The sequence below is a fragment of the Halomonas ventosae genome, assembly GCF_004363555.1.
GTDB lineage: Bacteria > Pseudomonadota > Gammaproteobacteria > Pseudomonadales > Halomonadaceae > Halomonas > Halomonas ventosae.
The window spans coordinates 193,802-207,600 of record NZ_SNZJ01000005.1; the positions used below are offsets into that span (position 1 = coordinate 193,802).

12 protein-coding genes, 1 tRNA gene and 1 pseudogene are annotated in these 13,799 nt (G+C 63.5%); 5 read left to right on the forward strand and 9 right to left on the reverse strand.

Features of this window, described 5'->3' with window-relative positions:
• Positions 1-32: 32 nt before the first annotated feature.
• Together DFP85_RS06125 and DFP85_RS06130 are read right to left on the reverse strand one after the other, a co-directional pair.
• Positions 33-1,016 carry a TAXI family TRAP transporter solute-binding subunit gene (locus tag DFP85_RS06125; protein ID WP_133635417.1) on the reverse strand — a complete coding sequence of 328 codons (984 nt, stop codon included), beginning with the start codon at positions 1,014-1,016 and terminating at the stop codon, positions 33-35.
• Between the two features lie 118 nt (positions 1,017-1,134).
• Positions 1,135-2,046 carry a 3-hydroxyacyl-CoA dehydrogenase NAD-binding domain-containing protein gene (locus tag DFP85_RS06130; protein ID WP_133635418.1) on the reverse strand — a complete coding sequence of 304 codons (912 nt, stop codon included), beginning with the start codon at positions 2,044-2,046 and terminating at the stop codon, positions 1,135-1,137.
• Between the two features lie 94 nt (positions 2,047-2,140).
• Here DFP85_RS06130 and DFP85_RS06135 point away from each other — a divergent pair, with 94 nt between their 5' ends.
• Both DFP85_RS06135 and DFP85_RS19280 read left to right on the forward strand, forming a co-directional pair.
• Positions 2,141-3,061, forward strand: coding sequence for a LysR family transcriptional regulator (locus DFP85_RS06135; protein ID WP_133635419.1), 921 nt, complete (start codon positions 2,141-2,143; stop codon positions 3,059-3,061).
• Positions 3,062-3,257: 196 nt separating this feature from the next.
• Positions 3,258-3,374 (forward strand): annotated as a pseudogene (locus DFP85_RS19280) (integrase core domain-containing protein); the annotation flags it as partial.
• A gap of 24 nt (positions 3,375-3,398) precedes the next feature.
• Here DFP85_RS19280 and DFP85_RS06145 read toward each other — a convergent pair.
• The 5 genes from DFP85_RS06145 to aptA form a co-directional block, all read right to left on the reverse strand.
• Positions 3,399-3,920, reverse strand: coding sequence for a hypothetical protein (locus DFP85_RS06145; RefSeq protein ID WP_133635421.1), 522 nt, complete (start codon positions 3,918-3,920; stop codon positions 3,399-3,401).
• Complete coding sequence (locus tag DFP85_RS06150; RefSeq protein WP_133635422.1) at positions 3,920-5,485, reverse strand: sodium/proline symporter; 1,566 nt, start codon at positions 5,483-5,485, stop codon at positions 3,920-3,922. The genes DFP85_RS06145 and DFP85_RS06150 overlap by 1 nt, the downstream gene beginning before the upstream one ends.
• 46 nt (positions 5,486-5,531) lie before the next feature.
• Complete coding sequence (locus DFP85_RS18885) at positions 5,532-5,669, reverse strand: hypothetical protein (protein WP_166644606.1); 138 nt, start codon at positions 5,667-5,669, stop codon at positions 5,532-5,534.
• A gap of 77 nt (positions 5,670-5,746) precedes the next feature.
• Positions 5,747-7,234 (reverse strand): CoA-acylating methylmalonate-semialdehyde dehydrogenase, encoded by a 1,488-nt coding sequence (locus tag DFP85_RS06155; protein WP_133635423.1) that lies wholly within the window; start codon positions 7,232-7,234, stop codon positions 5,747-5,749.
• Positions 7,235-7,268: 34 nt separating this feature from the next.
• Complete coding sequence (aptA, locus tag DFP85_RS06160) at positions 7,269-8,624, reverse strand: omega-aminotransferase AptA (RefSeq protein WP_133635424.1); 1,356 nt, start codon at positions 8,622-8,624, stop codon at positions 7,269-7,271.
• A gap of 614 nt (positions 8,625-9,238) precedes the next feature.
• Between aptA and DFP85_RS06165 the strand changes: the two genes are divergently transcribed.
• The gene (locus DFP85_RS06165; protein WP_166644607.1) at positions 9,239-10,030 is read left to right on the forward strand and encodes a tyrosine-type recombinase/integrase; all 792 of its coding nucleotides are present in this window, start codon (positions 9,239-9,241) and stop codon (positions 10,028-10,030) included.
• A gap of 28 nt (positions 10,031-10,058) precedes the next feature.
• Here DFP85_RS06165 and DFP85_RS06170 read toward each other — a convergent pair.
• A tRNA-Ile gene (locus DFP85_RS06170) sits at positions 10,059-10,135 on the reverse strand.
• 155 nt (positions 10,136-10,290) lie between these two features.
• Here DFP85_RS06170 and DFP85_RS06175 point away from each other — a divergent pair.
• Entirely contained in the window at positions 10,291-10,893 is a 603-nt protein-coding gene (locus DFP85_RS06175; RefSeq protein ID WP_243737218.1) for a hypothetical protein, read from the forward strand.
• Between the two features lie 12 nt (positions 10,894-10,905).
• Here DFP85_RS06175 and DFP85_RS06180 read toward each other — a convergent pair whose 3' ends face one another.
• Positions 10,906-11,949 carry a hypothetical protein gene (locus tag DFP85_RS06180; RefSeq protein ID WP_133635426.1) on the reverse strand — a complete coding sequence of 348 codons (1,044 nt, stop codon included), beginning with the start codon at positions 11,947-11,949 and terminating at the stop codon, positions 10,906-10,908.
• Positions 11,950-12,244: 295 nt separating this feature from the next.
• Here DFP85_RS06180 and DFP85_RS06185 point away from each other — a divergent pair, with 295 nt between their 5' ends.
• The gene (locus DFP85_RS06185; RefSeq protein WP_133635427.1) at positions 12,245-13,792 is read left to right on the forward strand and encodes a pyridoxal phosphate-dependent decarboxylase family protein; all 1,548 of its coding nucleotides are present in this window, start codon (positions 12,245-12,247) and stop codon (positions 13,790-13,792) included.
• Positions 13,793-13,799 lie beyond the last annotated feature (7 nt).

Consider the following 13,799-nt stretch of genomic DNA (forward strand, 5'->3'; position numbering starts at 1 on the left):
ATGGACTTGCCCTGGCGGTTGGCGACGCTCGGTCAGTAGTTGTTGTTAATCTCGACGCCGGCTTCCTCGTAGGCACGCACAGCGCCGGGATGCAGTTCGATGCCGGAGATATTCGCCATGTATTCCCCGGTCACCGGTGACATGGCGGCATGCACTCCACGGATGCGTTCGAGGTTGTCAAGCATGGTCTTGACGATCCAGTAGGCATCATCCTCGGACATGTCCTCATGGGAAAACAGGATCAGGTCGGAGGTTACGGTAGGGATATCGACGTCCTGTCCCGGATAGCTTCCCGCCGGTATGGCGGAATAGGCGTATCCCGGGTTGATTTCGCTGATGCGCTGGAACTGGTCCTCGGGAAGCGGCAGCAGTTTCATGTCAATGGTGTGGAAGAGTTCGGTGAAGGTGCCGTTAGGATAACCCGACAGCAGGGTAAAACCTTCCAGGTTGCCATCCTTGATGGCATCCGAGGCAAAGCTGTGGCTTCCACGAGCGCAGTCGACATCATCCTCACTGATGCCCGCTGCCTTGAGCCGATCGACAAAGGCGGCCTGGGTCGAGTTACCGAGAGCCATACAGTTAACACTGACGCCGACCAGTTCCTCTACCGATTCGATGCCTGAATCCCTGGTGACTCCGACATGCTGATAGCTCGGAAACAGTGCAGCCAGAGCACGCACGTTGTTGATGGGTTCATTGAAGGGCTCGTCCCCCGCTTGGGCCACGGGGGGCACGGTGGAAGTAGTGACACCGAGATCAGCCTGACCGGCACTGATCCGGGAGACGTTCGCTAGGCCCGCACCAACCTCGGCATTGGTGCGCGTACCTTCGCTGCTGAAGATTTCTGCAATGCCTGCGGAAATGGGATACCACGTACCACCAGGTGAGCCACTGAGCCAGCTCAGAGTATCTGGCTGTGCCTGTGCGGTGGACCCGAAGGCCAGTGCGATTGCGGTAATGCCAGCGAGTCCCGACCCTTTGAGAAAGGTCATTGAGCTTGTTGTTGTCTTCATCATGTGATTTCTCTCTTGGCTGTGCTTCTTCTGCTTGCCCTGGCCTTCGAAAGGCAAGGGAGGAGTGATACCGCCACATGGACGGCAGGTCCCTTTCACCGAGTCACGGTGCTGTCCTTGTTTAGTCGACGGTTCGTCGAGACTGGAGAAGCGACGTCAATTGACGATCACGTCGCTGGGAATGCTTTTCGAGACCTTCGGCGCCATAGGCTGCCTCAACACCCTCGATGACGTGCTCCACCAACGCCTCATCCACCTCTGGGGCACCCAAGGATTTCCATCGGTAGATCTGGCTGTCACCGAGATTGGCCAGGTACTGCTGGATACCTCCACTGCCACCCCCCAGGTGGTAGGTCAGAAAGGGACCGTTGATGGCCCATCTCAATCCGGGTCCATCGGTGACCGCCTTGTCGATGTCCTCGACAGTGGCAACTCCCTCCTGAAGCAGGTAGAGCGCTTCGCGCCACAGCGCAGAGCTAAGACGGTTGGCCAAGTGGCCGACCATTTCCTTTTTGAGCACCACCGGTGACTTGCCATGGCTGGCGAAAAACGCCTTGACGGTATCGCAGGTCACAGCATCGACACCGAAAATCTCAACCAATGGCACGAGATGCGGTGGATTGTAGGGGTGGGCTATCACTACTTTTCCGGGTCGGGCAGTGTCTGCGGCAAGATCGGAATGGGTCAGGGATGAGGTATTGCTGGCAATGATTGCCTCGGAGTCGGCGTAGTCTTGCAGATCCGCGATCAAGCGGCGCTTGAGAGTCAGATCCTCCGGGGCGCATTCGAGGATCAACGGAGCACCAGCCACGGCCTCCTCAAGGTCATTGCATATGCGAGGCTCGCGGACCGGGCTACCGAGGCTGGGGAAGTACGCTGCAATCCTGTCAAGCACGGACTGATGAGTGAGATCGCCATGGTTGTATACCACGACAGGAAGCCGCCGAGACAGGAAATAGGCCGCCCAGCTGGACCCTATGGTGCCGCAGCCGACGATGGCAAGAGGCGTGTCCTGGCTGAGCCTGATGGTCATGGCGTGATCCTGTTGTTGTTATGTTCCTTTACTATGACGTCAGCTGGTAGTATTTTTCAAATTTAAATAATCGAAGCTTGGTTTTATTTTTTTTATGGGAATTTCCATCAAACAGCTCAAGGCCTTCATCGAAATCTCCACCAGCGGGAGTTTCGTCGAGGCCTCTGAGAACCTGCACCTCTCCCAGCCGGCCTTGAGCATCTCCATCAAGAAACTCGAGAGTGTGGTGGGTGGGCCCTTGTTCAACCGTTCACGCAAAGGAATCCAGCTGACCCCGGAAGGAAAGCGCTTCCTGCCGGTGGCGATGCGGCTCGTCAGTGACTGGGACTCAGCCCTGGACGACCTCTCGAGGCTGTTCAACAAGCAGGTTGGCAGGGTCTCACTAGCGGCACTGCCGACGCTGGCAGCTGGCTTCTTGCCCGCAGTGCTGGCCGATTTCAAACAGCAATACCCGAACCTCGAGATTAGCGTGCATGATCTGCTGGCTAGCCAGATCGATGAGCTGGTCAGCGAGGGACGCGCTGACATTGGGCTTTCCGTTCAGCCACGCAATAGCGAGACAATGCAGTTCGAGCCGCTGATCGAGGACCACTTCGTGGCCGTCTGCCCGACCGGTCACCCTCTGTTGCGCCAGGAAGAGGTGAGCTGGCATGAGCTACTGGCCTATCCGATCATCGATCTTTACAAGATGTCGAGTACACGCCAGGCCATCGAGCGGGTACTTGGCGACTTGGGCCGCGAAATGGACCTATTCTGCGAGGTCAGCCAGATCGGAACAGTCGGGCGCATGGTGGCAGAAGGACTCGGTGTATCGGCCCTTCCTTCATTGAGCTTCCTGCAGATTTCTAAGGAGGGACTGGGCTGGAGACCGCTGGTGTCTCCTCGCGTGCCTCGTCAGCTCGGTATCATCACGCCCACACGTACCCCGCTTTCCGCCGCTGCCGAGGCAATGCTGAGCAAGATACGAGAGCACGTGAAGCTCGCCAAATGGGAAAGCGCGCCATTGCTGCAGTGACTTCGGTAAGCAATCAACACAACCATGGACCACCTGAAATATTTCGTCAGAAGTTGAGCAGAACAGCCCCCCGCCTTTCCTCATCGGAGTAGCTTCGCTGCCTTTACTCTGCAACTCGCACCACGCAGCAGGTGCCGTTGGGAGGAGTCCGCACTCACTAGGAATGCGATCACCACTGGCGAATAACCATAGATGCGAGAGAACCTATGCGCTGACCTACGAGAGCTCGGAACAACGAGGCCCGCGGCTGCCGGCCTGGCTGCACCAATACAACTGGCATCGGCCGCATGCCAGTTTGGATTACCACCCTCCGGGAATCCCGGTACGGTTCAGAACCTCAATAATTCAAGAAAAGGTGGCCACCGGTGACACCATCCAGCAGCAGCGAATGATCCCCGTACTGCGGATGGTGGGTACTGACCTCCCATAGCGGTTTGCGCAGATGCAGTACCTTCTCGATGACCACCTCGGCGGAGTCGCGGCGTTTTAGCCCGTGTCGACGTGACTGCATCACGTGGCGCTTGGCGTGGCGCTCAAGCGATGCGTCGTCCAGCACCGGTGCTGGCAGATAGGCTCCCTCCAGCGCCTCCCCCAGCACTACCGACTCGATGGTCGTGCTCACGCCCTGGCAGCGATCCACGCAACAGTGCATGATCTCGCGGCGCTGGTGCAGGAACTTGCGGTATTCCCAGCCGAAAGAGCACAGCAGATAGGGAAAACCGATGGGTTTGACATCCTGGATCGAAAAGCCCTTGTCGATCTGCTGCACTCGCTCTGCCAGCCGCTCGAGGGGAAGCCTGGCATCCAGCCAGGCCTCCTTCTCCTCGGTTACGGCAGTGATCTGTTCGCTGCCTGCCATTACGCTCCCCCACTGGATGAGAGCTTCAGGCTATAGGCCTCGTGGGACAGCGAGAAGTCCTGCTGCGATTTCATGCGGTTCGGCAGTGGCCGAAGCTCTGCCGTCTCGTCGATGGCCTGCAGGATGTGCGTCGGCACCGGGTGAGTCGCCTGGGTCGCCAGACTGACCACGACCATGGTCAGGGACGACAGCACCACGCCCGCCAGCATGGGGTGGATCTCGGTCACGCCATCGAGGCCGAAGTACTGCCAGACGAAGGCCACGCTGCTGCCCACGATAATGGACGACAGTGCCCCGGGCGTGTTGGCCTTCTTCCACCATACCGCCGCCACGTACGCCGGCAGGAAGGCGCTACCCAGCACGGACGTCGTGAACACCACCACCGCGAATACCGCAGGCGGCTCGAACAGCGCGATGAAGCCACACACCAGCCCCACGGCCAACACGATGATCTGCGATACGCGCACCATCTGCTTTTCCTCCATGTCCGGATTGATGAACCGTTCATAGAGGTCGCGCGCCGCGATGCTGCCGGTCTGCAGCAGGATGGAATCCGCCGTGGACATGATGGCGGCCATGATGGCGGCCATGACGATGCCGACGATCGCGGACGGCAGCAGGTTCTGGGCCAGCGCGAAGATCGCCTGCTCCGGGTCGTCCAGGTCGGGCAGCACCAGAATGGCCAGCACACCCAGGATATACGGGGCGCTGACGAAGACCAGGTTCCAAAGTGTGGAGTAGACACCGGCCCGCCGGGCATGGAAGGGGTTACGCATCGCCATGTGACGCGTCACCACGTGCGGCCAGCCCATGTAACCGATGGAGAAGATCAACACCGCCCCGATCACGATGCCCCATTGCCCCTCGTAGGCCAGATCCTTGCCCCATACGGAGAGCATGGTGGGATCCAGGTTCCCGATGGCCTCGTTGGCCGCTGTGAAGCCCCCCACGTGCTGCAGCGTGGCGGCCAGGATCCAGACGATCCCCACCAGCATCACGAAACTCTGCACCAGGTCGGTGTAAGCGACCGCCCCGTAGCCCCCCATCAGGGTGTAGGCGAGGATAACCAGCACCGCGATACTCAGCGCGACTTCGTAGGGCAAGCCCGTGACGAGCTCAAGGCCCTTGCCACCGGCGATGAACTGGGCCAGCACGTAAGCCCCCAGCAACACCACGGAGAGAATGGCCGAGAACAGCCGAATCCACTTGCTGGGATAGCGCTTCTCCAGGTACTCGATCGAGGTCAGCGCGCCCATGATCTGGGAAAGCTTCCGCATGCGGCGACCGAGAACGGAGAGGTTGACCACCCCGCCGCCGATATCGCCCGCGGCATACCAGAAGCCGTAGTAGCCCTGGGTGTAGCCGAGGGAGCCGGCCCCCAGGAACATGTAGCCACTCATCGATGTGGACTGCATGGTCATGGCCGTGACCAGCGGCCCCACGTTGCGACCACTCAGGTAGTAGCCTTCCATGGAACTGGCCCCGCCGCGGCGCATGGCGATCACCCCGACCGCGATCATGGCCAGAAAGTACAGGCCCAAGAACAGCAGCACTGTGGGATCCATGACTTGTCTCCTTGTATTGTCATTGTCGGATCAGAAACGACGCGCCTTATCCGCGGCTGTTGGACTCGTCACGCTTGAGGCCCGGCCAGTCCCGGGTCACCCAGAGAAAGCCAAGCGTGTAGAGCACCCAGAAGATGGGCACCCCGATCACGAGCCAGGTAGTGGCAGTGGGCAATCCAAACATCGCGCTTCTCCTTGGTTGTCGTGTTGTTGGCGAAGACTCGGAAAGGCAGGGTGCGACCACCCTGCCCGGCTTTCCCTTCAGGAAGGGAAGTTGAACTCGGCCTGGGTTGTCTCGTACGACGACGGCCAGCGCTGGGACACCGCCTTGCGGCGGGTGTAGAAGCGCACTGCGTCGGGCCCGTAGGCATGCAGGTCCCCGAACAGCGAACGCTTCCAGCCACCGAAGCTGTGGTAGGCCACGGGCACCGGCAGTGGCACGTTCACGCCGACCATGCCGACCTCGATGCCATCGGTGAAGCGGCGAGCGGCCTCGCCATCCCGCGTGAACAGGCAGGTGCCATTGCCGTATTCGTGGTCGTTGATCAGCTGCATGGCGTCGTCGAGGCTGTTGACGCGAACCACGCACAGCACCGGCCCGAAGATCTCTTCCTGATAGATCCGCATCTGCGGTGTCACGTGATCGAACAGGCAGCCACCGACGAAGTAACCGTCCTCGAAGCCTGGTACTTTCAGGCCACGACCGTCAGCCACCAGTGATGCCCCTGCGGCCACACCGTCCTCGATATAGCCCAGCACCTTGTCGCGATGCTCGGCGGTGACCAGCGGCCCCATGTCGAGCCCTTTCGTATTGCCGGCGCCGATCTTCAGCTCGTCGATCTTGCCCTTGAGCGACTCGACCAGGCGATTGGCGGTGCTGTCGCCAACGCACACCGCCACGGAGATGGCCATGCAACGCTCACCGGCACTGCCATAGGCGGCCCCCATCAGGGTGTTGGCCGCATTGTCGAGATCGGCATCCGGCAGCACCACGGCGTGGTTCTTGGCCCCGCCCAGTGCCTGCACGCGTTTTCCGTTGGCACAGCCGCGGGCATAGATCGCTTCCGCCACCGGCGTCGAGCCCACAAAGGAAATGGCCTTGACCTCCGGTGCCTCCAGCAGAGTCTCGACGGCTTCGCGCCCGCCATGCACCACGTTCATCACTCCCTTGGGCAGGCCGGCTTCCATCAGCAGCTCGGCCACGGCCATGGCCGCCGCAGGATCCTTCTCGGAAGGCTTGAGCACGAAGGTGTTGCCGCAGGCGATGGCCATCGGGTACATCCACAGCGGCACCATCGCGGGGAAGTTGAACGGCGTGATGCCGGCCACCACGCCCAGCGGCTGGTGGTTGGACCAGGCATCGATGCCCGGCCCGGTGTTGTGGGAATACTCGCCCTTGAGCAGTTCGGGCACGCCGCACGCATACTCCACGTTCTCGATGCCACGCTTGAGCTCGCCCATGGCGTCTTCCACGGTCTTGCCGTGCTCTTCGCTGACCAGTTGCACGATGCGCTCGGCATTGGTTTCCAGCAGCTGCTTGAAGCGATACATCACCTGGGCGCGCTTGGCGGGCGGGGTGTCGCGCCAGGCAGGGAATGCGGCCTGCGCCGCAGCCACTGCCTGTCGGGTGGTGGCGGCATCGGCGTCGGCGACCTGACGAGCGACGGCGCCGGTCGAGGGGTTGGTCACCGGCAGGGTGCGCTCGCTGCCCACCGCCTCGCCATTGATCAGGTGTGAGAGTTGTTCCATGTCATGTCTCCAGGTTGGATTCGGTTGTCAGGGGTCAGGCGAGGTGGTCGAGCACCTCGGCCACCGCATCGAAGAGCCGCTCCAGTTCGGTCTCGGTCGTGCCGAAGGGAGGGCCAAACTGCAGGGTGTCGCCGCCGTAACGCACGTAGAATCCCGCCTCCCACAGCGCCAGGTGGGCATCGCGCGGGCGTACCGTGGGGTCGCCATCCCGCGGGGCGAGCTGGATTGCCCCGGCCAGGCCGTGGTTGCGTATATCCACCACGTGGGGGCGCCCCTTGAGAGCATGCAGCTTGGCCTCGAAGGCGGGAGCAATGGCGCGAACCTGAGCCGGGAAGTCCTCGCGCTCGAACAGGTCAAGCGCCGCCAGGCCCGCGGCACAGGCCACCGGGTGAGCGCTGTAGGTGTAGCCATGGGGAAACTCGATGGCGTGCAGCGGGCCATCGGCGTGCATGAAGGTGTCGTAGATCTCGCCGGAGGCAATCACCGCGCCCATGGGCACCGCGCCGTTGGTGAGCTGCTTGGCCACGGTCATCATGTCGGGCACCACCCCGAAGGCCTCGGCACCCGTGCGCGCCCCGCTGCGCCCGAAGGCGGTGATCACCTCGTCGAAGATCAGCAGGATGTCGTGAGCACTGCAGATCTGGCGCAGGCGCTCCAGGTAACCCTTGGGCGGCACGATCACCCCGGCGGAGCCGGACATTGGCTCGACGATGACCGCCGCGATATTTGAGGCGTCGTGCAGCGCGATCTGGTCGAGCAACGCATCGGCAAGCTCGGCTCCACTCTCGGCCTGACCCCGGGTGAAGGCGAGATGCGGCTGCAAGGTGTGCGGCAGATGGGTGACGTCCATCAGCTGGCCGTAGTGCTTACGATTGCCGCCGATGCCGCCGAGGCTGGTGCCGCCCACGTTGACGCCGTGATAGCCCTTGGCACGACCGATCAGGCGGGTCTTCTCCGGTCGTCCCTTGGCCCGCCAGTAGGCTTTGGCCATCTTCACCGCGGTATCCGCCGACTCGGAGCCGGAGTCGGTGAAGAACACATGGTCCAGGCCGGCGGGCGTGAGACGTGAAATCCTCTCGGCCAGTTGGAAAGCCAGCGGATGTGCCACCTGGAAGCCCGGCGCGAAGTCCAGGCTGCCCAGCTGGCGAGCCACGGCCTGCTGGATCTCCTCGCGGTTGTGGCCGGCACCGCAGGTCCACAGCCCAGAGAGCGAGTCGAACAGCCGACGACCATGTTCGTCGATGAAGTAGCGTCCCTCAGCGCCGGTGATCACCCGCGGATGGGCGTGAAAGTCCCGGTTGGCGCTGAACGGCATCCAGTAGTGGCGGTTGAGGGCCGTCTCGCGAACCGGCGCTGCGGAGGCCGCATGCCCGAATGAGGCTGAATTCATGGCGTTGTCCTTGTTGAAGTTTTTGCTAACAACGCCAGCAGAGTGGCTCTCCCGCTAGTCAAGAAAAATCATGATTTACTGTCGTTCGCGTGAGAAAAACCGAACGTATCGTAAAACGTGTTTCAGTTTGGAGGAATCCACGCCACGGATAGAGGCTTTTGGCCAGGAAAGAGGGCCACAGCTGGCACGGTATGCAGCGGGGGTCTCACGCCGTCAGTTGCTGGACAGCGCACGCCGGATGACATGGCGAGCTACCGTCCGGACTGGGCCAGGCGTGTGTCGAGGTGACTACCGCCGTAAGGCACAAGCGGTAAAGGCCGGAACGGATCGTACACAGGGTCAGCATTGCGCTGGGCAAGCACCAAGACAGGAGACGCCCCATGGCGGCGCGAAGTGCGGCCGTTTCCGCTCTGCAGCGAGGTGGCCGCGAGACGACCTTCTGGCCGGGGGTTGGGCGCGGCATGTTCTAGGGGCGGCGCGAGCAGTGAAGTCGGCACGGCAGCAGCATGGCGTCAGCCGTGCGGGATTGGAGTCGGCCTGGCGGCGAAGCCGCGAGGCCAATGGTTGTCCACCAAACCGGGTCCAACTTCACCTTCTCCGAGGGGCTGCAACGCATGGTCAGCGAATACGATGTTCGCTCCCAGAAGCAGCACATCCTGCTGGTGGCCAGGTGGACGGATGAGCATGCTCCCGAGGTGATCATCGGCCAAGAGTTGCTGGACGCTGCACGCAGGATGCAGAAGGCTCTAAAGGAGAAGGGACTGGCGCAGTCGACCATCAACAATCGTATTCAGGTCGTCAAACGAGTCCTCTCGCTGTCGTACCGCGAATGGGACTGGCTCGACCTGCCGCTGGACGGCAAGCTGCGCAAGCCCTCACCCAAGAACGAGCGTCATGTCTACCTGACAGAGCTGGAGCTTGCCGATCTGCTGGAAGCAGTCCCAGAGCGCTACAGGATCGAACGCAAGGTGATCTTGCTGGCGATGCTGACGGGCATGAGGCGTGGGGAGCTGATGGCACTGGAAACAGGGAACGTCTACAACGGCCGCATCGTGCTCAGGCCCAATCAGACGAAGAGTGGGAAGCCAAGGGTCATTCCTTTGACGGAGGAGGCCCTACCGCTAGTAAAAGCTTTGCCGTTTGACACGACAGGCGACAGAGTGCGTGGCGCGTTCGAGAAAGCGAGGGAGAAGATTGGTCGCCCTGACATTCGTTTTCACGATTTGCGTCACTGCTATGCTTCGCTGCTGGCGAGCAAGGGGGATGCATTGACGAGCATCAGGGACCTGCTCGGTCATTCGTCACTGACGGTGACCAGCCGCTATGCTCATGCCGACCCGGCAAGGTGGGAAAGCGTGGTGGCGAAGCTGCCGCGGATCAGCAACCACACATTAGTGCAAACCTAGCCTTTGTCACATAACCACTTGATTTCATTGGTGGGCCCAGCTGGACTCGAACCAGCGACCAAGGGATTATGAGTCCCCTGCTCTAACCAACTGAGCTATAGGCCCGTGCAGCGGATGGCGCCGAGCGGCGCCGCAGTATGATAGCGAATGGCGATGAAGGTGGCCATAGCCGCCCGTCCCTGGCTGGCCGAATCTCCCGTCGCGGCACTTCCTCCCCCGGCCGTGGTCTGCAAGTGGCCTGCCCTTCTGGAGATCGACCGGTGCGTCACCTCCCCCCTTGCCGTTTCCCTGCGCTGGGTACTGCCCTGCTGGCGCTGCTGCTGGCCCCGCCGGCGAGCGCCGCCTGGGAGCTGGACCCCGAACGCTCGCGGGTAGCCGCCACTGTGGTGCAGATCGCCCCGGCTGGCCCCATTGCCCACCAGCACGAGGTGCGTCGCCTCGCCGGCACCGCCGAGGCGGACGGCACCCTGCGCCTGCCCCTGCGGCTGGCCCAGAGCGACGTGGTCGAGCGCATGGGGTCGCTGCCCCCCTGGCTCTCCGGCCTCACCGAACAGCCCCTGGCCACCGTGACCACGCGTTTCCCGCCCCAGCGCCTGGAGGCCCTGGCCGTGGGCGAGTCGCTGGTGGAGGTGCTCGAGCTCTCGGTGCAATCCGGCGGCACCACCCACAGCGAGCCGCTGGCGGTTCGCTTCACCCGCGAGGCGCCAGGCCGGGTGCGGGTCACCAACGCCGAGCGCGTGGCGCTGGATGGCCGCGAGCTGATGGCCAACCCGGCACTGCGCTCGGTGCTGCTGTTGCTCGGCTACGAGCAGATCGGCGACGAGGTGCCGGTCCTTCTCGACGCCGTGCTGCTGCGGCGCTGAGGCAGCGAAAGGTCAGTTCGCGGTGATCCCGAGCACCGTGTAGGGCGCCTCGCAGGCGTGGCGCTCGTCGCGCTCGTCGACGCTGCCCAGGCCCAGGTGGCGGTCGTTGTCGTAGGCGACGAACAGGCGATCATGGTCCAGCACCGCCAGGCCCTCGGCCTTGTGCTCGAACTCCAGCGGCAGGCCCGCCGGGGTGGTCACCAGGGTCGGGCGCCGGCCGGCCCGGAAATCCGCCAGGCCGATCTCCCACAGGTAGCCGCCGATGCGCTCCTCGCCGGCCTCCTCCACCTCGAAGCTGTTCAGCAGGTAGAGCCGCGCGTGGTAGGGGTCGTACTCCAGGCTCGAGAGGCCGCAGTCGTAGCGGACCTCGGGATGCTCGCCCGGGTCGAAGGCATAGTGCTCGCGCAGCGCATCGAGGAACACCAGGTTGCCGCTCTCGCTGATCTCGTAGTGGGCCCCCACCACCCGGCTCACGTAGGCGAAGTCGTCATGGGCCTGGCCCTGCTCGCGCACGCCGAACAGCAGCAGGCCGTCGCCGCGCTCGCCGGGGATCGCGGCGAGCCCCTCGATCTTGTAGTAGGGAAAGCCGATGGCGGCGTTCAGCTTGTCGCGCAGTTCCAGCGAGCCCGCCACGCCATCGCGCGGGTCGGGGTCCACCACCTGAACCCGGTCCGGCTCGCCCAGCGGCCAGATCAGCAGGTGGTTGTAGTCGTTGAGGGCGTGGCTCTCGTCGTCGATGCGATCGAAGCCGGTGGTCGCCAGCACGTGGCGGCCATCGGCGGTCAGCGCGAAGTCCTCGTACTTCTCGGCCTGCTTGACCAGCGGCTGGGTGAAGTAGGTCAGCCGGCTGTCGTCGGGCCCCTCACCCCCGAGGGGCACGGCAAACACCGCCGAGCGCGACTCACCGGGGATCGGCTTGTCGCTGGCCATCAGCAGTCGCTCGCCATCGTAGGCCACCGCCGAGACCTCGGCGTTGACCAGCCGCCCCTTGGCATCCTTGAGGCCGGCGGGAAAGCAGTGGATGGTTCCCTGCTGCAGGATCCTGGCATGAACCATGGGAAACCTCCGTCGTGGATTGCCCGCTCAGGCTAATACAGTGTCCCGTCGCTCCGCGAGCACTGCGCTAGCGATTTCCCCCTCCCCCACCCGCTCGCGGAAAAAACTCATCTTCTGAGTTCAGAACCGCCGTCCGCCTTCGTTATCCCTCGAGCCACATCCATAAAATGATAATGGTTCGTATTTTCATCGATCCCCGCCGCGTGTCCTGCAGGGCTTACACCGCAGCGCACGGCCTCCCCGAGATGCCGCGGCCACCTCGGCAACGGCAGCGACGAACGAACAAGGTGACACCATGACAACACGGCTCAAGGAAAGAGGCACCACCCTGGGGGCCCCACCGATCCCCCTGGCGACCGACCAGCTGTTCAGTGCCCGCCACGCCGAGGCTTACTGGCAGCAGGCGACGCGCTGCGTCGACCTGGTCCGGCGCAAGGTGGCCGACGTGGACCGCCCCTTCACCGGGGCACGCCCCGAGGAGCTCAAGAGGCTCTTCGAGGCCATCGACCTGGACGCTCCCCTCGGCGAGCTGCGCCCCGCCCTGGAGGAACTGGAGCGGGTCTACCTGGACGACGCCGTCTATTTCCACCATCCCCGCTACGTGGCGCACCTCAACTGCCCCATCGTGCTGCCCGGTATCCTCGCCGAGGCGATCCTCTCGCCGATCAACTCCTCGCTGGACACCTTCGACCAGAGCGCTGGCGGCACCTTCATCGAGCAGTCGCTGATCGAATGGACCGCGGACCGCATCGGCCTGGGCGAGGACGCCGACGGCGTCTTCACCAGCGGCGGCACCCAGTCGAACCTGATGGCGCTGATGATCGCCCGAGACCACCACGGCGCCTCCCTCGCGGATCACGGCGGCAACAAGCACGAAGGCCTGCCCGCGGACTTTCGCCGGCTGCGCATCCTCGGCTCCGAGGTCAGCCACTTCAGCCTGCAGAAGTCGGCGGCGATCCTGGGCCTGGGCTACCAGGCGGTAATGCCGGTGGCCTGCGACGCTCACTATCGCATGGCGCCCGCGGCCCTCAAGGCGCGCCTGGAGGAGTGCCTGGCGATGGACCTGATCCCTATCGCCGTGGTCGCCACCGCCGGCACCACCGACTTCGGCAGCATCGACCCCCTCGAGGAAATTGCCGCGCTGTGCCGGGAGCACGGCATCTGGCTGCACGTGGACGCCGCCTACGGCGGGGGCCTGCTGTGCTCGCGGCGCTATCGCCACCGCCTGGCCGGCATCGAGCACGCCGACTCGGTCACCGTCGACTACCACAAGACCTTCTTCCAGCCGGTGAGCTGCAGCGCCTTCCTGGTCCGGCGGCGCCGTGACCTGCGCCACGTCACTTACCACGCCGACTACCTCAACCCGCTGTGCCAGGCCGAGGCCGGCACCCCCGACCAGGTCAACAAGAGCCTGCAGACCACCAAGCGCTTCGATGCCCTCAAGCTGTGGCTGACCCTGCGCATCATGGGCGCCGACTCCCTGGGCGAGATGTTCGAGCGGGTCATCGACCTGGCCGGCGAGGCCCACGCCGAGCTGGCCCGCCATCCGGCGTTCGAGGTGCTGCTCGACCCGCCCATGAGCACGCTGGTGTTCCGCTTCCGCCCGGCGGGCCTGGACGACGCCGAACTCGACGACCTCAACGCCTACGTGCGCACGGCGCTGTCACGCAGCGGCGAGGCGGTGATCGCCGCCACCAGGGTCGACGGGAAGCGCTACCTCAAGTTCACCCTGCTCAACCCGGACACCCGACTCGAGGATCTCACCGCCATCGTCGAGCGCATCGTCCACCACGGCCGCGACTGGTGCGATGCCCAGGCCCCGGCCCGCGCCGCCGCTTCCTGACACTAGC